9 protein-coding genes are annotated in these 19,529 nt (G+C 68.0%); 5 read left to right on the forward strand and 4 right to left on the reverse strand.

The window, feature by feature from the left end; all coding sequences use genetic code 11:
* The 3 genes from ACN469_RS42070 to ACN469_RS42080 all read right to left on the reverse strand — a co-directional run bounded on the left by ACN469_RS42070 (position 1) and on the right by ACN469_RS42080 (position 5,942).
* The gene (locus tag ACN469_RS42070; protein ID WP_498777795.1) at positions 1 to 1,497 is read right to left on the reverse strand and encodes a pectin acetylesterase-family hydrolase; all 1,497 of its coding nucleotides are present in this window, start codon (positions 1,495 to 1,497) and stop codon (positions 1 to 3) included.
* 104 nt (positions 1,498 to 1,601) lie between these two features.
* On the reverse strand, positions 1,602 to 4,736 hold the full coding sequence (locus ACN469_RS42075; RefSeq protein ID WP_498777797.1) for an efflux RND transporter permease subunit: 3,135 nt from the start codon (positions 4,734 to 4,736) through the stop codon (positions 1,602 to 1,604).
* 12 nt (positions 4,737 to 4,748) lie between these two features.
* Positions 4,749 to 5,942 carry an efflux RND transporter periplasmic adaptor subunit gene (locus tag ACN469_RS42080; protein WP_498777799.1) on the reverse strand — a complete coding sequence of 398 codons (1,194 nt, stop codon included), beginning with the start codon at positions 5,940 to 5,942 and terminating at the stop codon, positions 4,749 to 4,751.
* Between the two features lie 236 nt (positions 5,943 to 6,178).
* On the opposite strand from ACN469_RS42080, the gene ACN469_RS42085 reads away from it, so the two are divergent.
* The 4 genes from ACN469_RS42085 to ACN469_RS42100 all read left to right on the forward strand — a co-directional run bounded on the left by ACN469_RS42085 (position 6,179) and on the right by ACN469_RS42100 (position 16,521).
* Positions 6,179 to 6,859, forward strand: coding sequence for a TetR/AcrR family transcriptional regulator (locus tag ACN469_RS42085; protein WP_498777801.1), 681 nt, complete (start codon positions 6,179 to 6,181; stop codon positions 6,857 to 6,859).
* A 134-nt stretch (positions 6,860 to 6,993) separates the two neighbouring features.
* Positions 6,994 to 8,025 carry a fatty acid desaturase gene (locus ACN469_RS42090; protein ID WP_498777802.1) on the forward strand — a complete coding sequence of 344 codons (1,032 nt, stop codon included), beginning with the start codon at positions 6,994 to 6,996 and terminating at the stop codon, positions 8,023 to 8,025.
* Positions 8,026 to 8,038: 13 nt separating this feature from the next.
* On the forward strand, positions 8,039 to 9,625 hold the full coding sequence (locus tag ACN469_RS42095) for a phytoene desaturase family protein (RefSeq protein ID WP_498777804.1): 1,587 nt from the start codon (positions 8,039 to 8,041) through the stop codon (positions 9,623 to 9,625).
* 101 nt (positions 9,626 to 9,726) lie between these two features.
* Positions 9,727 to 16,521, forward strand: a complete 6,795-nt coding sequence (locus ACN469_RS42100; protein WP_498777806.1) for an SDR family NAD(P)-dependent oxidoreductase — start codon at positions 9,727 to 9,729, stop codon at positions 16,519 to 16,521.
* A 59-nt stretch (positions 16,522 to 16,580) separates the two neighbouring features.
* Here ACN469_RS42100 and ACN469_RS42105 read toward each other — a convergent pair whose 3' ends face one another.
* Positions 16,581 to 17,504 (reverse strand): carboxylesterase family protein, encoded by a 924-nt coding sequence (locus ACN469_RS42105; RefSeq protein WP_498777808.1) that lies wholly within the window; start codon positions 17,502 to 17,504, stop codon positions 16,581 to 16,583.
* A 237-nt stretch (positions 17,505 to 17,741) separates the two neighbouring features.
* Between ACN469_RS42105 and ACN469_RS42110 the strand changes: the two genes are divergently transcribed.
* On the forward strand, positions 17,742 to 19,340 hold the full coding sequence (locus tag ACN469_RS42110; protein ID WP_498777810.1) for a PKD domain-containing protein: 1,599 nt from the start codon (positions 17,742 to 17,744) through the stop codon (positions 19,338 to 19,340).
* Positions 19,341 to 19,529 lie beyond the last annotated feature (189 nt).

Raw genomic sequence — 19,529 nt, forward strand, 5'->3', positions numbered from 1 at the left:
TCAGTTGCAGCCCGTGGCGTCGCGAGAGGGCACCCAGTTGCAATCGAAGGTGTGCACCTCTCCGGTCGCACGACCGCGACCGGGAGCCGAGCCGAGCATCGTGTTCCAGAACCGCGAGAGCACCGAGTTGAGCGAGTTGGCGGAGCCCGTCGGCGGGTCGTTGGCGTAGAGCTGCGCCCCGTGCACGTTCGGCTCGACGGTGCCATTGGCGCGGCGCACGACAGGGTCGCTCGGCGCGTAGAGCCACTTCATGCGCGACGACGCGTTCCTCCCGGTGATGCCCATGGCCCGGTCCATGGTCTGCACCCACTCGGCGCGGACCGCGCGCTCCGCCGGAGTGTTGCTCGCCGATTGGAACGGCAGCCCGGCGTTCGACATGTAGAGCTGGTCCTGACGGTTCTGCCAGACGAGCGTGGGAAGGTCGAAGCCCCCTTCCGACACGGGCGCGGTGAGGATGTCGTAGAGCACGGGGCCGCTGATGCACTCGTGCGGCGGATGCACGGGGTCCCCCGGAGTCCGCGCGGCCACACAGGACGGCGTGAGCGAAGACTCCCAGATGCGCGTCAGTTGCCCGAAGGCCTCCAGGCCCGTACCAATCCCCAGCACGGGATAGTCCGGGTGGGTCCAGTCGAGCGGCACATACCCGGACCCCGGGAAGACGAGCAGCCGCCCTGCCTTCGCGGCCTTGGGGAGCCGCCCCACGACGCGATGCGTGTTGTTGAAGGCACCGAAGCCTCCCGCCGAGCCTCCCCGCCACAGCACGCGCAGCGGCTTGTTGTCGTCCAGGCCATAGCGCTCGACGAGCACGGCGAGCATCGCATCCACATTGTAGGCCCCCGTGAAGCGCCAGTCCCGTCGCGTCCCCTTGTAGGTGATGTCGGGCGCATCCAGCGCCGTGCCCGTCCACAAGTCACTCGAGCAGTAATGACCGAGCACATCGATGGCGCCGCTGAAGTCGTCGGGGCTCGCGGGAGCGCTCTCTCTCAGCGCGCGGTCCGCGGGCAGGTTCACCGAGGACACGAGGTCGATGCCTCGATTGCCACACCCTCCCAGCGGGCTCTCGCTGTCGAACGCGCAGAAGCCACCACCTTCGAGGCGAAGCACCCACTGCGTCGGAAGAGTCCCGCCCGCGGGAACCGGCGGGAAGGTGACCTCCAGGACGAACTCGTCGCCCAGGTTGCAACGGGCATCCGTCCAGCGGGCGTCACGGAGCGCCGGGCGCACCGTCTCCGTCAACCGCCGCGCGAGATTGCCCGCGCGAGTACACGCGGTGACGTTGTAGCCATTGCCAGAGGTCCGACAGGTGGCCGTACCGCTGGCCCAGGCGGACGCGAGCGACGTACAGGCCACCGACGTCCCAGGCACACACGCCGTCGCCACGGGTTCGAGCGACAGGGCCGTGTCACCTTCCTCGGAGAGGGGTTCACGGCGCTGTTCCGCCTCACCACAGGCGGTACAGGTCAGGAGCACAGGGAGCAGCAATAATAGGGAGCGCATTCCCTCTCAACCCGCGACACACCAGAAAGTCGCGGAGGTCCCGATTCGATTCCCAACGCTGGAGCCCGCCGCCAGGGACGGGCTCCAGCCAGGAAGAGCAGGACTCAGCCAGCGGGCGGCGTGCCCGACGCGGGCTTGCGTCGGCTGAACACCCGCTGGACGACGACGAAGAACAGCGGCACGAAGAAGATGCCCAGCAGCGTGCCGACAATCATGCCCCCGAGCACGCCGGTGCCAATGGCCCGCTGCGCGCCCGAGCCCGCGCCGGACGCAATCGCCAGCGGCGTCACGCCGAAGCCGAACGCCAGCGACGTCATCAGGATGGGCCGCAGACGCGAGCGCACCGCGCTCAACGTCGCCTCAATCAACTCCATGCCCTTGTCGAGGTTCTCCTTCGCGAACTCGACGATGAGGATGGCGTTCTTGCTGGAGAGTCCGACCGTCGTCAGCATCGCGACCTGGAAGTACACGTCGCGGTCCATGCCCCGCAGCGCGCTTCCCAGCACCGTCCCCAGGATTCCCAGCGGCGCCACGAGCAGCACCGCCGTGGGAATCGTCCAGCTCTCGTACATCGCCGCCAGGCACAGGAAGACCAACAGCAGCGAGAGCGTGTAGAGCAGCGGCGTCTGAGCCCCCGCCGCGCGCTCCTGGTACGACTGGCCCGTCCACTCCAGGCCGAAGCCCGGAGGCAGCTGGGAGACCAGCCGCTCGACCTCGGCCATCGCCACGCCGGAGCTCACGCCCGGAGCGGCCTCGCCGTTGATCTCCATCGCCGACACGCCGTTGAAGCGCTCCAGTCGCGGAGAGCCAGAGCCCCAGCGCGGGCTCGCGAAGGCCGCGAACGGAACCATCTCGCCCTTCGCGTTGCGCACCGACCAGCGGTTGAAGTCCTCGGGAGCCATGCGGAAAGGCGCGTCCGCCTGGATGAACACCCGCTTGACGCGGCCCCGATCGATGAAGTCGTCGATGTACTGCCCACCCCACGCCATGGAGAGCGTGTTGTTGATCTCCGCGGTCGCGAGGCCCAGCGCGGAGGCCTTCGCGACGTCGACGTCGATGCGGAACTGGGGCGTGTCGTCCTGACCGTTCGGACGCACGTTCGCGAGGAGGCCGTTCTGCGCCGCCGCGCCGAGGAACTGGTTGCGCGCCGCGGTCAGCGCCTCGTGGCCCAGGCCCACGTTGTCCTTGAGGAAGAAGACGAAGCCCGCCGAGTTGCCCAGCTCCGACACCGCGGGCGGTGGGAAGGCGAAGGCCAGCGCATCCTGGATCTGCCCCAGCGCCCCCATGGCCCGGCCCGCCACGGAGTTGACGCCGAGCTCCGCCGACTTCCGCTCGGACCAGTCCTTGAGGCTGATGAACGCGATGCCCGCGTTCTGACCGCTGCCACCGAAGCTGAAGCCCTGCACGCTGAACAGCGCGGCGACGGTGTCCTTCTCGTTCTCGAGGAAGTGTTTCTCGACACGCTCGATCACCTTCATGGTGCGCTCTTGCGTCGCGCCCACGGGTGTCTGCACCAGCGCGAACAGGAAGCCCTGGTCCTCGGACGGCAGGAAGGAGGTCGGCAGGCGCAGGAACAGCACCACCATCACCGCCACCATCGCGACGAAGACGAGCATGAAGCGCTTGCTCCGGGACAGGATGCCGCGCACCGCCCGCTGGTACTGAGCATTGCCCCTATCGAACCAGCGGTTGAACGCCCCGAAGAACCCCGTCTCCTTCGCGTGGTGCCCCTTGGGAATGGGCTTGAGCAGCGTCGCGCAGAGCGCCGGCGTGAGCACGATGGCGACGAGCACCGACAGCACCATGGACGTCACGATGGTCACCGAGAACTGCCGGTAGATGACGCCCGTCGAGCCCGCGAGGAACGCCATCGGCACGAACACCGCAGAGAGCACGACACCGATTCCGACGAGGGCGCTGGTGATCTGGTCCATCGACTTGCGTGTGGCCTCCAGCGGCGACAAGCCCTCCTCGCTCATCAGTCGCTCGACGTTCTCCACGACGACGATGGCGTCATCGACGAGCAGACCGATGGCGAGCACCATGGCGAACATCGTCAGCATGTTCGCCGAGTAGCCCAGGGCGGTGAGCACCCCGAGCGTCCCCAGCAGCACGACGGGCACCGCGATGGTCGGAATCAGCGTCGCGCGGAAGTTCTGGAGGAACAGGTACATCACCAGGAACACCAGGACGATGGCCTCGAGCAACGTCGAGATGACGCCCATGATGGCGACGCGCACGAAGGGAGTGGTGTCGAACGGCACCACCGCCCTCAGCCCCTTCGGCTCCAGCAGCGGCTTGAGCTCCTCCAGCGCCGCCGCGACCCCTTGCGCCGTGTCCAGCGCGTTGGCGCCGGTGGCCAGCGACACGGCGATGCCGGTTGCGGGCTTGCCGTTGAAGCGGCTGATGACGCTGTAGTCCTCGGAGCCCAGCTCCACCCGGGCCACATCCCCGAGCCGCAGCAGGGAGCCGTCGCCATTGCCACGCACGACGATGTCGCGGAACTGCTCCGGCGTCTGCAGACGATCCTGGGCGGTCACCGTCGCGTTGAGCTGCTGGCCCTTCACCGCGGGCGTTCCACCGAGCTGCCCCACCACGACCTGCTGGTTCTGGGCGCGGATGGCGGCGACGACGTCGCCTGGGGTGAGCGCATAGGTGTCGAGCTTGTTCGGGTCCAGCCAGATGCGCATCGCGTACTTCGTACCGAACACCTGGGTGCTGCCCACGCCCGGAACGCGGGCGATGGGGTCCACCATGTTCGTGCTGACGTAGTCCTGGATGTCGTCGCCTCCCATCTTGCCGTCCTCGGAGACGAAGCCAATCACCTGCAGGAAGCCCGTGCTGGCCTTGCTCACGGCGATACCCTGCTGCTGCACCGTCTGCGGCAGCAACGGCGTGGCGAGCTGCAGCTTGTTCTGCACCTGCACCTGCGCGATGTCCGGGTCGGTGCCGTTGCGGAACGTCAGGGTGATGGTCGCCGCGCCGTTCGACTCACTGGTCGCCGACATGTAGAGCAACCCATCGAGCCCCTTCATGCTCTGCTCGATGACCTGCGTGACGGAGTCCTCGATGGCCTTCGCCGAGGCCCCCGGGTAGACGGCGCCAATCGTCACCGTGGGAGGCGCGATGACGGGGTACTGCGCGATGGAGAGTTGGGTGATGGAGAGCGCGCCCGCCATCATGATGATGATCGCCAGGACCCAGGCGAAGATCGGACGGTCAATGAAGAATCGTGCCATGTGAAGGTCCCGTCACTCTTGCTTCTGCGCGGGGACCAGGGGGTCTGCTTCCCCTGGCTTCGCGACCGCGGGTGGGGCTTCCGTCGCCTGGACGGGCATCCCCGGTTGGATTTTCTGGAGGCCTTCGACAATCACCCGGTCACCCTCGACCAGGCCGCTGTCGACCAACCACTTGTCGCCCACCGTCCTGCTGGCCTGGACGACGCGAGGCTCGACCTTGCCGTCCTTGCCCACCACCAGGGCGGAGGCGTTGCCCTTCGGGTCCCTGGCGATGCCCTGCTGGGGAACGAGGAGGCCCTGCTGGCGCAGCCCGTTGCCGACGAGCGCGCGCACATACATGCCCGGCAACAGCGTCTGGTCGGGGTTGGGCACCGTCACGCGCAGCGCGAAGCTGCCCGTGCCCGGGTCCACCGTCACGTCGGAGAAGGTCAGCGAACCCGCGTGCTCGTAGCGGCTGCCGTCCTCGAGGAGGATGGTCACCGGCGTGCTGTCGGTGTTCTTGAGCGTGCCGGCGCTCAGCTCCTTGCGCAGCCGCAGCAGCTCGCCGCTGGACTGGGTGACATCGACGTAGAGCGGATCCAACTGCTGGACCACCGCGAGCGCCGTCGGCTGGTTGGCGGTGACGAGCGCGCCCTGCGTGACGGACGACTTGCCGATGCGCCCGGAGATGGGTGAGGTGAGGCGGGCGTGGCCTAACGTCACGTTCGCCCGCTGCAACGCGGCCTGGGCGGCCTTGACGTCGGCCTCGGCCATTCCCAGCGAGGCGACGGCCTTCTCGTTGTCCGCCGGGGTGACGGCCTCGAGCTTCGTCAGCTCAGCCGAGCGCCTGGCCGTCAGGGCGGCCGACGTCAAGGTCGCCTGGGCTCGCTCCAGCGCGGCCTTCGCGCTGCCGTAGTCCGCTCGGTAGGTCGCGTCATCGAGCTCGTAGAGCGGCTGCCCCTGCTTCACCACACCACCTTCGGTGAAGAGCCGGCGCTGGATGAGGCCGTTGACCTGGGGGCGAACCTCCGCCACGAGAAAAGCACTGGTGCGGCCTGGCAGCTCCCGGGTGAGGAGCACGGACTCGGCCTTGAGCGTGACGACGGTGACTTGAGACGGCCCGTAGGCCTCTTGCGGCGGGGCGGCTTTCTGACAGGCGGCCAGAAGCACGGCACCAGACGACATTCCAACGAGCGCCAGCCGAAGCGAGCGCGAGCGAGACCACATGAAAACCTCGGAGCGGGGATGGAAAGCAGGGCGCGAGCCTTCAGCGCGGCCCTTCCTCTACCGAATGCGCGAGTTCTCGCCACCAAAACCGCACGACCTTTGATGAGAGCCCCGCTGACGGAAAATCGCTGGACACTTACGAAAGTGCCCCCGGTAGTCTGACAGGGCCCAGTTATCCCGATTGGACCTGGAGCGCGGCTCCTTGAAATGGTTCGGCTCCAGCACAAGGAGTCGCGATGCCGCGCAGCCCGTCCCCCTCTCGTCGGAAGCAACCTCGCCAGCAGCGCGCACAGGCCACCTGCGACGCCATCCTCACGGCCACCGCCCGCATCCTCATCCGGGACGGCTACGAGGCCACGAGCACCAACCGGATCGCGCAGGAGGCCGGGGTCAGCATCGGCTCCCTCTACCAGTACTACCCGAACAAGGAGGGGCTGGTGTTCGCGGTGCTGGAGCACCACGGCTCCCAGTGGCTCGCGGGATTCGAGACGGCGTTGCACGACTCCGCCGCCTCGTCGCTGAACGTGGCGGTCCGCGCCATCATCCAGGAGATCATCACGCTCAAGCGGCTCCATCCCCAGCTCGATCCGCTCCGGTATGCGCTGCTGCCCGTGCTGCGTCCGCTCGGCTACGTGGACACGTTCGAGCAACAGCTCTTCCGCCTGGTGCGCGCGTTCCTCGCGACGCGCCTGGAGGAGATCCGGCCGCGTGAGCTGGACATGGCGGTCTTCATCATCGTCCACACGCTGGAGGCGCTGTGCCACGCCGCGGGGGTGGACCGTCCCGACTACCTCACGAACGAGGCGTTCCAGGAGGAGCTGTGCGCGCTCGTGCTCGGCTATCTGCGTCCCGAGCCCGCGGCCCTGCGCCACCCGCCCCACCGGTCCGCCGCGCCTCGACGCAAATATGAGCAGTAGCCCCGTGGAGCAGGCGCCGAGGGCCCCGTTCCCCTCGGTGGCGAGAATGTGAGCCCCCATGCGAGTTGAGCCGGGGTGCAATCAAATACATCCTGATTGCACCTCCAGCGCCTGTCTCGACGGCTCTCCTCTCCATGAATCTCCATCCCGATGACCAGCGGCGCGCGGCCGAGCACCACGAGCACGCGCTCAAAGCCTTTCCCTCCCTCACGCCGCCCCAGCTTGAAGCCATCCGCCACCGGGCCCGCGCCCTCCAGGAACAGTTCCGCGCCCACCCCGTGCTTCACGACACCGTCAACGTCCTGCTGCTCCTGGGTCTGTTCGCGGCGGATGTGCTGTCACTGACGCTGCTGCCTTCCGTGTTGCCCTGGGCGCTGTCGACCCCGGGAAACACCGCGCTCGCGGGGCTGGTGTCTGGCGCGGTGCACGGCTTCCTCGTGTGCGGCATCGTCACCTTCAGCGTCCACGAGGGCGCCGCGCACAACCTCATCATCATCGGCAGGGGCCGGCTGGCGAGCGGGCTGCGAGTCCTCGCGAACAATGCCTGCCGTCTCTTCCTCGCGGACCCGCTCCACTACACGGAGGCCCATGCGAGCCATCACCGGAGCCTGGGGACCCAGGACGACGGCTCCTTCACCCACTTCGTCCGCTTCCGCCGGCTCTTGGGCAGCCTGCTGCCACTGGCGCCCATGATCAGTCACTCCGACTACTTCCCGTGGCGCCCTCGGGAACACACGCGCAGCCGCAAGCTCTCCGTCGCGCTGACCAACGTGTACCTCGTGCTCTGCGCGGTGCTGGCGACGTGGCTTCATGGCCTCCTCTTCACGGGCGTGGCGTTGTTCCTCATCGGCAGTTGGCTCAGCTTCGTGCTGGACCGGCTGCGTGAGAGCACCGAGCACCTCTTCATGCCCCTGGACCGGGTGAATGGAACGCGGGAGCTGGGCCTGGGCTTCTGGGGACTGCTCCTCGGCGGTGGGCCGTGGGGCCAGCCCTGTCATCTGGCGCATCACCTGGCGCCCGCCCTGCCCTGGTACCAACAGCTCCGCCTGCACTTCTTCCTGCGCCGCGTATTGAGCCCGGAGCAGCGGCGTCACTTCTTCCTGCGGCCCGTCATCGGCCTCCCCTCGCTGCTCTGGCGATTGGCCACCGCTCCCGCGCGCGACTGAAAGGTCCAGCTCCATGAACTCCCTTCCTCCACGCGGCGATGCGCTCGCGACGGGTGCGTCCTTCGATGCCATCTTCATCGGCTCGGGCATCAGCTGCCTGGGCGCGGCGGCGGTCCTCTCGAAGCACGGCATGAAGGTGCTCGTGCTGGAGCAACACTCCATCGCCGGAGGCATGACCCACACCTTCCAGCGCAAGGGCTATGAGTGGGATGTCGGCGTGCACTGTCTGGGCAAGCTGCATGACCCGAACGCGCAACTGCGGCAGGTCTTCGACTACGTCACCGACGGTGCGCTCAGCTGGGCGCGCATGGCGCCTGTGTATGACCGGCTCGTCTTCGGCGACCGGAGCTACGACTTCGTCACCGGCGCGGAGGCATTCCAGGAGGAGCTGGGCCGCGCCTTTCCGTCCGAGCGCAAGGCCATCGCCACCTACGTGGGGCTGCTGCGCGGAGTGGAGCGAGCCTCGCAGCGCTACTTCATCCAGCACGTGCTTCCCCGCTGGTTGACGCCGCTCACCTGGCCCGTGCTCGGCTGGCCCTTCCGGCGTCACTCCAATCGCACGACGCGAGACGTGCTGCGCTCACTCACGTCGGACTCGCGACTGCTGGGAGTTCTCACCGGGCAGTGGGGCAACTACGCCCTTCCGCCTGGAGACAGCAGCTTCGCCATGCACGCGCTCGTGGCCGAGTACTACCTGGAGGGCGGCTGCTATCCGGTGGGAGGCGCCGGGAGCATCCTGAAACACATCACCCCGGTCATCACCCGCGCCGGAGGACTGCTTCGCGTTCGCGCCGAGGTGAAGGAAATCATCGTGCGCGACGGTCGTGCCCTGGGCGTGCGCCTGACGAACGGAGAAGAGCTCCTGGCTCGACACGTCGTCAGCGGCGCGGGCGCGGCGCGGACGCTGGGCGTGCTGCTACCGGAGCGCAGCCGGCCACCCGAGGCCGTGAGGGCACTCCAACGGATTCCCCAGTCCATCGGGCACCTCGGCCTGTACCTCGGCATCCGAGGCTCACCCGAGGAGGTGGGCCTGCCCGCCACCAACGTCTGGGTCCATGCCGGGTATGACCATGACGCGAACCTGCGCGCGTTCAGGAGCGACGCCTCGGCTCCGCTGCCTGTCGTCTACCTGAGCTCCTCGTCCGCGAGAGACCCCGCGTGGTCCCAGCGACACCCGGGACGCTCCACGCTCACCGCCTTGTGTCCCGCGCCCTACGAGTGGTTCGAGCGATGGGAGGGCACGCGCTGGCACCGAAGAGGGCCCGAGTACGAGGCCCTCAAGGCCCAGCTCACCGAGCGCCTGCTCTCCGTCGTCCTCGACCAGTTCCCCCAGCTTCGTGGGCGGGTGGAGTACCAGGAGCTGTCCACGCCGCTCAGCACGGCGCACTTCGCCCATCGGCCGCGAGGCTCCATCTATGGGCTGGAGCACAGCCCGGAGCGCTTCCGCCAACCCTGGCTCCGCTCGCGACTCCCCATCCGCGACCTGCTCCTCGTCGGGCAGGACGCCGTCTCCGTGGGCGTCGGCGCGTCGCTCATGTCCGGCGTGCTCGCCGCCTCCATCATCCTGCGGCGCAACGTCCTCGGCGACGTCGCGCGCTAGCCCTCCCACCTCCCTCACCACTTCCGACGGCGCCCGAGAACCGGACAGCCGCTGTGCCGGCGCATGCCCGGACGCTCCTAGCTCGCGCGAAAGGATCCACCATGAAGCCCTCACTCCGATTGCTCCAGACCCTCCTGCGAGGACCCTCACGAGGACGACTGGCCCCCCTGGAAGAAAGCGTCACGCACTGGCGCGTCCTGCCCACGGACCTGGACCTCTTCGGCCACATGAACAACAGCCGCTATCTGGCGATGATGGACCTGGGCCGCGTGGACCTGCTCGTGCGCGCGGGGCTCCTGTCGGACCTGCTCCAACACCGCTGGGTCGTTCCTGTCGGCGAGACGTCGCTCCAGTTCCGAGGCTCACTGCGCCTGTTCGAGAAGTACGAACTGGGCACCCGACTGGTCGCCTGGGACGAGCACTGGCTCTACTTCCAGCAGGAGTTCCGAAGACCCTCGGAGCCCGAGCGCCCCGTGGCCACGGGCTATGTGCGCGCCGTCTTCCGTGACGCGAAGGGCACCATTCCACCGGCCCGCATCATCCACACCGTGCTGGGACATGAGCTGCGAAGCCCGGAGCCTGGCGAGGAGCTGCGTCGACGCTTCGGCCTGAATGGTGCTCCCACGGCGCCCACGCGTGAGCCCCTGGCCATCGTCGGCATCGGTTGCCGCCTCCCCGGCGGCATCGAGGACACGGACGGCTTCTGGAAGGTGCTGATGGAGGGCCGCGAGTGCATCGTCGACATCCCCGAGGAGCGCTGGGACCCGAAGAAGTTCCACGATGCCTCCGGCAAGGCTCCGGGGCGAACGGCCGTGCAGCGCGCGGGCCTGCTCCAGCAGGACCTCCGCGAGTTCGAGCCGGGCTTCTTCGGCATCACTCCACGCGAAGCCAATGCCCTGGACCCACAGCAGCGCTTGATGCTGGAGGTCTCGTGGGAGGCGCTCGAGGACGCGGGAGTGCCGCCCGGCTCACTGGCGGGCAGCCGCACCGGCGTCTTCGTCGGCGGCTTCATGATGGACAACCTCATCCTGCACGCGAGCCCGGACAACCGGGAGCGGCTCGACAGCCACTCGGCGACGGCGAGCACGCTGACGATGCTCTCCAACCGGCTGTCGTACTTCTATGACTTGCACGGCCCCAGCGTCTCCATGGACACGGCCTGCTCGTCCTCGCTCGTCGCGCTTCATATGGCGTGTCAGAGCCTGTGGGCGAAGGAGAGTGACTCGGCGCTCGTTGGAGGCGTCAACGTCCTCCTCCTCCCGGAGACCCAGGTCACCATGTCCAAGGGGCGCTTCCTCTCCCCCCGAGGGCGCTGCCACGCGTTCAGCGACCAGGCCGACGGCTACGTGCGCGCGGAGGGCGCCGCGGTGCTGGTCATCAAGCCCCTGTCGTCCGCCCTTCGCGATGGCAATCCCATCCATTCACTCATCCTGGGCACCGCTGTGAATCAGGACGGACGGACGCCGGGCATCACCGTGCCCAACGCGGAAGCGCAGGTGGCGGTGATGCGTGAGGCGTACGCGAAGGCAGGCGTCGACCCGCTGCGCGTCTCGTATGTCGAAGCGCACGGCACGGGCACGCCCGTGGGCGACCCCATCGAAGCGCGAGCCATCGGCACGGTGACAGGCGTGGGACGCGGTGACGGCGAGCGCTGCCGCATGGGCTCGGTGAAGACGAACCTGGGCCACCTGGAAGCAGCGGCGGGTATGGCGGGTGTCATCAAGGCGGCCCTCGTCCTCAAGCACGGCACCGTGCCGCCGCACCTGCACCTGGAGAAGGTGAACCCCCAGATTCCGCTCGATGAACTCGGCCTGCACATCCCCACGCGTCCGGAGCCGTTGCCGCGCGGGACGGAGCCACGCATCGCGGGAGTGAACTCCTTCGGCTACGGGGGCACCAACGCGCATGTCGTCCTGTCCGAGCCACCTCCACGCGTGGCCACCCTGACACCCCGACGACCCGAAGGACGCCCGCTCGTGCTGCCCCTGGGCGCGAAGTCGCCCGAGGCCCTGTCCGCGCTCGCGGGCCGCTACGCCACCTGGTTGGAGACAGGGCGTGGCACGCCCGAGCAACTCTGCCGCGACGCGGCCGTGCATCGCTCGCACCCGCGCCACCGACTGGCCATCCGTGGCACGAGCAGGGACGCGCTGGTGACCTCCCTGCGCGCCTTCGCGAGCGGTCAGCGCGATGTCCCCGGTCTGGACTTCGTCGCGGAGCCTCCCGAGGGACGCAAGGTCCTCTTCGTCTACACGGGGATGGGCCCGCAGTGGTGGGCGATGGGGCGACAGCTCCTGGCCACCGAGCGAGTCTTCCGCGACGCCGTCGAGGAGTGTGATGTCCTCTTCCGCGAGCTGGCGGGGAGGTCCATCGCCGAGGAGCTGACGCGGGATGCAGCGGCTTCGCGAATCACCCGTACGGAGGTGGCGCAGCCCGCCAACGCGGTGTTGCAGGTGGCGCTCACGCGGTTGTGGGCGTCGTGGGGAATCATCCCTGACGCAGTGGTGGGGCACAGCATCGGCGAGGTCGGCGCGGCGTGGGCCTCCGGAGCGTTGGACCTGAGAGACGCGCTGCTCACCGCCTTCCATCGCAGCAGGCTCCAGCAACGGCTGGCGGGGCATGGCGCCATGCTGGCCGTGGGACTCGGGCCGGACGAAGCGCTCGAGTGGGTCGAGCGTCACGGTCCTGGCATCGCCGTCGCGGCCATCAACAGCGCGCGCTCCGTCACCCTCGCGGGCGAGCGAGCCCCGCTGGAGCGCGTGGCCTCCGAGCTGGCCTACTCCCAGCGCTTCCACCGCTTCCTCCAGGTGGAGGTCCCGTATCACAGCCCGCTGATGGACCCGCTCCAGGGAGAGCTGCTCACCGCCCTGTCACCGCTCCAACCGCGCGCGCCTCGCATCCCCATCTACTCGACGGTGTCTGGTCGGCGCATGGAGCCGAGCGAGCGTCATGACGCCACGTACTGGTGGAACAACGTCCGAGGCTCGGTGCGCTTCGCGGATGCGCTTCGGCAGGCCGTGGAGGACGGGCACGGGGCGTTCGTCGAGATAGGGCCCCATCCGGTGTTGGCCTCGTCCATCCGGGATGTGCTGGGCACGGCCAAGGCACGCGGAGAGGTCATCGCATCGCTCGTGCGTGAGGCGCCCGAGCAGGAGACGATGGCCGCCGCGCTCGGACGACTTCATGTCCTGGGGGCGGGTGTCTCGTGGGCGGGATATTTCGGAGCGGGAGCCTACTCGGGAGCCCCTCGCACGCCGTGGCAGCGAAAGGTCTACTGGGAGGAGAGCCTGCGCTCCGCGCGTCGGCGGCGCGCCTTCGTGGGTCATCCCCTGCTGGTGGACTCCGAGCAGGGCCCGTCCCCTACGTGGACGGCGGAGCTGAACCTCGCTGCACTGCCTTATCTCGCGGACCATCGAGTGGCCGGCAGCCTCCTCTTTCCGGGCGCGGGACACGTGGAGCTGGCGCTGGCCGCGAGGCACGCGCTCACGGGGGATGCGCGCTGCTGCATCGAGGAGTTGGAGCTCTCGTCGGCGGTGCTGCTCCGTGAAGACTCAAGCCCACGAGTGCGACTGAGCTTCTCGTCGGAGACGTCCTCCTTCCACATCCAGCGGCAGGACGAGGAGCAGCAGCCCGTGGTGTGTGCCCGAGGCAAGCTGGCCTCCGCAGGACAGGGAGCCCGCACCGTGAGCGTCGCGGCGCTCCGAGCGCGACTGTCGGACCTGACGGACACCCACACGCTCTATGCCGCGCTGGAGCGCCGAGGGTTGAGCTACGGCCCGTCCTTCCGCGCGGTGGCGGCACTGCACCGCGCCCCCGGAGAGGTGCTCGCGCGGCTGTCCCTCCCCTCTTCCGTGGACGAGCGGGGCTACCACCTGCATCCCGTGTTGCTCGATGGCGCGTTCCACAGCCTCATCGCCGCGGCGACGGAGGACACGAATCACGACATCGTGCCCACGGGCATCGAGCGCATCCAGGTGCTCGGCGTCCCGGGGCGAGAGCTGTTCGCCCATGGGCGACTCCTCTCGGTGCGCGGAGCCACCCTGCGTGGGGACATCACGCTGATGTCCGACGACGGCACCGTCGTGGCCGAAGTCACCGGCTTCACGTGCCGCTTGTTACCAAGGGCCGCCTCGGACGATGCCGCGCTGTTGGAGCGCTCCGTGTACCTGCGTCAGTGGGAGCGAATCGAACCCTCGGAGCCCGGGGTGCATGAAGAGGTGACGTGGGTGGTGCTGGGTGGCTCGGTGCCGGAGACAGGCGCGCGTGGCTGGCACCACGTCCCCGACTCCACCGCGCTGCACTCGATGCTCGGAGGGCTGCCGGAACAGGAGCGCGTTCGGCTCGTCGACTTGCGATGGATGGCCTCGCCTCCCGAGAGCGAGACCCCGGTGGAGCGAGGAACGGAGGCGGCGGACACGCTCTTGAGAGGAGTCCAGTCACTGCTTGCGGGCCGGATTGAGCGCTACTACCTTGTCACTACCCGCGCCGAGACAGTGCCTGTTGGAGGGCAGTCGAACCTGCCTTCGCTGGAACATGCGCCGCTGCTCGGTCTGGCCCGGACGGTCATGACGGAGCGACCCGACCTCCGCCTCACCTGGATGGACCTCGACGCGGCTCCGTCGAGTGTGGAGGCCCTGCTGGTCCGCCTGCGGGGGCTCGGCATGGAGCAGGAGGTCGCCGAGCGCGATGGGCTGTTCCATGCCGCGCGCCTCGTCCACGGCACGTTCCTGGCCTCCCCATCCCTCACGGAAGGCCCACCGCTGATGCCAGTCCCCGAAGGCATGGGCCACGAGCTGGTGCTCGGAGAGGAAGGGCGACTCGACACGCTCGTGTTCGTGCCTCGCGAGCGGCGCATTCCCGGTACCGGTGAAGTCGAAATCGAGGTCGAGACCACCGCCCTGGGATTCAAGGACATCATGAAGGCCCTGGGGCTGCTCTCCGAGCGCGTGAAGCAGAACACCTATATCGGCGACGCCATTGGAATGGAGGCAGCCGGACGCATCAGCGCTGTGGGTGCGGGAGTGACGGACTTCGCGGTGGGAGACCGCGTCTACGGCGTCGCCCCTGGCTTCGTGGCCTCCCACGTGGTGCTGCCCGCCGGGCATGTGGTGAAGCTCCCCGAGCGCCTGTCGTTCGAGCAGGGCGCCAATCTCATCGTCTTCATGACCGTGTACCACGCGCTCGTTCGAGTGGCCCGACTGCGCCGGGGAGAGCGAGTCCTCATCCATGGCGCCACGGGTGGCGTCGGGCTCGCGGCCATCGAGGTCGCCCGCTGGTGCGGCGCGGACATCATCGCGACGGCGGGCAGTGAGGAGAAGCGTCAATACCTGCGCGAGCACGGCATCACGCACGTGAGCAACTCCCGAGACGTGAGCTTCGCGGACGACGTCCACACCTGGACGGGCGGGCGCGGCGTGGACGTGGTGCTGAACTTCATGCCCGGTGAAGTCATGACGCGGAGCCTCGGCTGCCTGGCCCCTTTCGGCCGGTTCATCGAGCTGGGCAAGGCCAGCTTCGAGCAGGACGAGCTGCTCCGCCTGCGGCCCTTCAACGAGAACCTGATGTACGCGGCCGTGGACTTCGACAGGCTCCTGGAGAGTCGCCCCGAGGAGGTGCGCGAGCTGTACCAGGAGGTGCTGCGACGCTTCGAGGAAGGGAGCTTCCTGCCCCTGCCCTCCCGCTCCTGGCCCGCGAGTCAGGTGGAGGAAGCCTTCCGGACCATGGCGAGAGGCAAGCACATCGGCAAGGTGTGCATCTCCCTGAAGGACCCGGAGCTGCGTGTCCGTCCGCCAGCTCGGAGTGAGAGACTTGCACCCGACGCCACCTATCTCGTCACCGGTGGCCTCGGAGGGTTTGGCCTGGAGGTGGCGCGCTGGCTCGTGGAGCAAGGCGCACGGCACCTGGTACTGGTGAGCCGGCGGGGCGCCCAGTCAGAGGAGGCTCGTGAGGCCCTCGCCGCCTGGAGCACTCGCGGCGTCAGGGTTCTCCCAGTGTCGGCGGACGTGGCCCGGTACTCGGACCTGGAGCAGGTCTTCACGCGACTCCACGCCGAGTTCCCGCCGCTGCGAGGCGTCTTCCATTGCGCGGTCGCGATGGACGACAAACCCCTGGAGCGCCTGGACCGGGCTTCGTTGGAGCGCGTGATGGCCGCCAAGGCCCAGGGCGCCTGGAACCTGCATCTGTTGACCCGCGCGTTACCGCTCGAGCACCTGATTCTCTTCTCCTCCATCTCCTCGCTCATCGGCAACGCGGGGCAAGGCAGCTACGTCGCGGCGAACGCGTTCCTGGACCAGCTCGCGGTGTACCGGCGTCAGCAAGGCCTGGCGGCGACAGCGCTCCAGTGGGGAGCATTGGGTGAAGCGGGGCTCGTCGCGCGCAACGCGAACGTGGCACAGCACCTCGAACACCTGGGGCTGCGCGGACTGTCCACCCGTGCCGCGCTCCAGGCCATGGGGCGCATACTGGACGCCCCTCCGGTGCAGTTGGCCATCGCGGACGTGGACTGGCACAGACTGGGGGCGGCGCTCGTGCCCTGGAGCGGAGCGCGTCGCCTCGTCGGGCTGATGGAAGCACCAACACAGTCCCCGAGCCACGAGCCGAGCGCCTTCGCGGGCCTGGACGAGGACGCCCGACGCGGGCTCATCACCCAAACGCTCTCTCGAATCGTCGCGAGGGTCATGCGCACCCAGGAGGGCGCACTCAATCCCACCCAGCCCCTCCGTGAGCTGGGAATGGACTCCATCATGGCCCTGGAAATCGTCACGGCGGTCGAAGGCCAGCTGGGAGTGAAGCTGTCCACGATGGAAGTGGTGAGCGGTCCGTCCCTCCGGGAACTGGCCACGCGGCTGCTCGGACAGTCCCTGAATGCAGTGCCCGGGAGTATCGCCCGGGCTCAATGAAATACACCCAGAGCCTCCTCGCCAGTACGCCATGAGGTCCTGGCGAGGGGGTTTCCTGCTCAGGGCACCGAGGCGCGCTGCTGCGCGAGGAGCCAGTCCCAGAACGCATAGTTGTTGTACTGCTGCGTCCAGCAGTCATGGGCAGAGCCCGGCAGCACGGTGAGCCTGGCGATGGCGGTTCCGGTCGCCACCACCCCGGCCTGCGGCACCCACGTGGGGCTGGCCGCGCCGGGGAACAGATAGGTCTGGGTCGCGGTCGGCTGCGCCACCGCCACCAGCTGGAACTGCCCATAGTTCTTCGTCACGCCCTGCATCCACGAGCGCTCGGCGGACAGCGACGAGCCGTCCGCATACGAGTGCACCGCCCACACGGGCACGTTCAACAGCTTGGTGATGGTGGGCCCGGGAGCACCGATGTTCGTGGCCATGGGCGCCAGCGCGGCCAGCCGGTGGCCGTACTCATACGCATACTTCCAGCTCCCGTAACCACCGTAGCTGAGGCCCGTCAGGTAGATGCGCCGGGTGTCCACCCGGTAGTTGGCCACCAGGAAGTCGACGAACGTGTTGAGATCCGCCGGCACCCAGTTCGTCGGTGCGCGCGGCGAGAAGACCAGCACCTGCTTCTGACCGAAGTACGCCTTGCCCTCGCTCGTCGTGCGGATCTTCTTCAGCGCCCCATGGCGGGTGACCACCTCCAAGAGGTTCGCCTCCGTGGTGGACGTGCCGAACTCCGTCAGGCCATTCAGATGGATGATGACGGGATAGGTCGTGTCAGGAGACGTCAGGTAGCCGGGCGGCAGGTACTCCGCGTAGCCGTAGATGGCCCCCGTGCTCGCGGGCAGTCGTGCCACGACCTGGTCCTCGGTCGTGATGACGACCCTCGCGGACTGCGTGCCCCACTGCTCGGCGTCGCCCTCCTCCAGGCCGCCTCCGCAGGCAAGGGTCCCCAGCGCAATGAACAGCGCAATCACTCTGAGCCGCATGGTGTCCTCCGTCGATGAACTCCTACCCCTCTCCAAGTCTGCACAACAAGCTATCCCAGCGAAAGCCGTCTTCATAAATCAGAGGGCGTTTACAACCTGGATACACATGACCCCACCGCCCATGCTTCAACGTTCTTGCCTGACTTGAATCAATCCAAAGATTGACATGGTGAAATCGCCGCTCCCAATGTGGGTCCCTCGCCGACGTTGGCGACGCTCAATACAGAGGACCGTTCCATGTCGAAATCGAACCCATCAGCGCCGACCCTATTCAGTCGCCTGTTGCCAGCACTCACCGCGCTCGCCCTGGCGACCTCCGCGCCGACCGCCAACGCAGCCTCGGCTGTCTACGGCGGCGGCCCGTTCTATTCCGGTGGTACCGCGGTGATGGATGACCTGCGCGCCTCGGGCTTCACCACGGTGATGCTGTGGAGCTTCCACATCGAGGACAACGGCGACCTCGTCTACAACGACATCCCCGTGGTCAAGAATGGCGCCTACATGGGCGATGCCGCGTGGCCAACCCGGCTGGCGACGCTCAAGACCGCGCCCACCTCCATCAATCGCATCGAAGTGTCCATCGGCGCCTGGAGCGTTCCTGACTTCGAGCGCATGGCCAGACTGGTCAACGGCACCGCCACTGGCTGCGGCACCACCCTCGTCTGCGGCACCGGCAGCAACAGCATCCTGTACCGGAACTTCCAGGCGCTGAAGGCCGCCACCGGCGCGGACGCGGTGAACTTCGATGACGAGAGCGCCTACGACCTCGCACCGACCACGACCTTCGGGCAGATGCTGATCGGACAGGGCTACAAGATCACTTTCGCGCCGTACACCCAGCAGACGTTCTGGCGGAACCTCAAGGACAACCTCGGCAGCGCGGTCGATAAAATCTACCTTCAGGTCTACGACGGCGGCGCCGGCAACAACCCGGCGAGCTGGAACACCTCGATGGGAATGACGGTGGACCCGGGCCTCTGGTCCAGGCATGGCAACGGCTGCGCGTCGGGCGACAGCCCCTCCTCGGTGCAGACCCGGATGAGCGGCTGGAAGACCAGCGCGGGCATCCGTGGCGGCTTCATGTGGCTGTATGACGACATCCAGCGGTGCACCGCGCAGGGAACGACGGCGCAGTACGCGGCGGCGATCAACACCGCGGTCAGCGGCAACACGCCGCCTGTCGCCAACTTCGGCGTCACCGTCAGCAGCCTCACGGCGACCTTCAGCGACGCCTCCACCGACGCCGACGGCACCATCACCTCGCGCAGCTGGAACTTCGGCGACGGCGGCACCTCCACCGCGACCAACCCTTCGCGCACCTACGCGACCGCCGGCAACTACAACGTCACCTTGACCGTCACCGACAACGGCGGCGCGAGCCATACCAAGACCCAGACGGTGTCGGTCGGCGGGGGCTTCATCAACCTGGCGTTGAACAAGCCCACCACCAGCTCCACCGCGTGCAACAACAACGAGTCGGCGGCCAAGGCGGTCAACGGCAGCGTGTCGGGCGGCACCACCGACAAGTTCTGCTCACTGGCCGCGGCGGCGTGGATGCAGGTCGATCTGGGCTCAGCGCAGACGGTCAGCAGCTTCACCGTCAAGCATGCAGGGGCGGGAGGTGAGTCGACGACCTGGAACAGCAAGGCGTTCACCATCCAGACCTCAAGCAACGGGACCACGTGGAGTACGCCCGTCACGGTGAGCAGCAACACCGCCAGCAGCTCGACGCATGCCATCACCGCGACGTCGGCGCGCTACATCAAACTCAACGTTACGACGCCGACCCAGAACGGCGACCCGGCGACGCGAATCTACGAGTTCGAGGTTCGCTGAACCTTCGACGTTGAAGCCGACCCGCGCCGCGTCACTGTCGCGGGTCGGCCTCACCCGGGGTCGTGGTAGCTTCCCGAGGTCCTTCACCGAACCCGGAAGTGCCTGCCCATGCGGATGTCCTGGAACCGCTTACCAAGCTGTCTGCGAACCGTGGCCCTGGCCGCGACCTGCGCGCTCTTATCGGGCTGC

This window comes from Corallococcus terminator, assembly GCF_049194865.1.
GTDB classification, from domain to species: domain Bacteria; phylum Myxococcota; class Myxococcia; order Myxococcales; family Myxococcaceae; genus Myxococcus; species Myxococcus terminator_A.

What these genes read in the sequence shown, in the direction of transcription:
- ACN469_RS42070 (WP_498777795.1), bottom strand. Translation starts at nt 1,497, where the DNA reads ATGCGCTCCCTATTATTGCTGCTCCCTGTGCTCCTGACCTGTACCGCC.
- ACN469_RS42075 (WP_498777797.1), bottom strand. Translation starts at nt 4,736, where the DNA reads ATGGCACGATTCTTCATTGACCGTCCGATCTTCGCCTGGGTCCTGGCG.
- ACN469_RS42080 (WP_498777799.1), bottom strand. Translation starts at nt 5,942, where the DNA reads ATGTGGTCTCGCTCGCGCTCGCTTCGGCTGGCGCTCGTTGGAATGTCG.
- ACN469_RS42085 (WP_498777801.1), top strand. Translation starts at nt 6,179, where the DNA reads ATGCCGCGCAGCCCGTCCCCCTCTCGTCGGAAGCAACCTCGCCAGCAG.
- ACN469_RS42090 (WP_498777802.1), top strand. Translation starts at nt 6,994, where the DNA reads ATGAATCTCCATCCCGATGACCAGCGGCGCGCGGCCGAGCACCACGAG.
- ACN469_RS42095 (WP_498777804.1), top strand. Translation starts at nt 8,039, where the DNA reads ATGAACTCCCTTCCTCCACGCGGCGATGCGCTCGCGACGGGTGCGTCC.
- ACN469_RS42100 (WP_498777806.1), top strand. Translation starts at nt 9,727, where the DNA reads ATGAAGCCCTCACTCCGATTGCTCCAGACCCTCCTGCGAGGACCCTCA.
- ACN469_RS42105 (WP_498777808.1), bottom strand. Translation starts at nt 17,504, where the DNA reads ATGCGGCTCAGAGTGATTGCGCTGTTCATTGCGCTGGGGACCCTTGCC.
- ACN469_RS42110 (WP_498777810.1), top strand. Translation starts at nt 17,742, where the DNA reads ATGTCGAAATCGAACCCATCAGCGCCGACCCTATTCAGTCGCCTGTTG.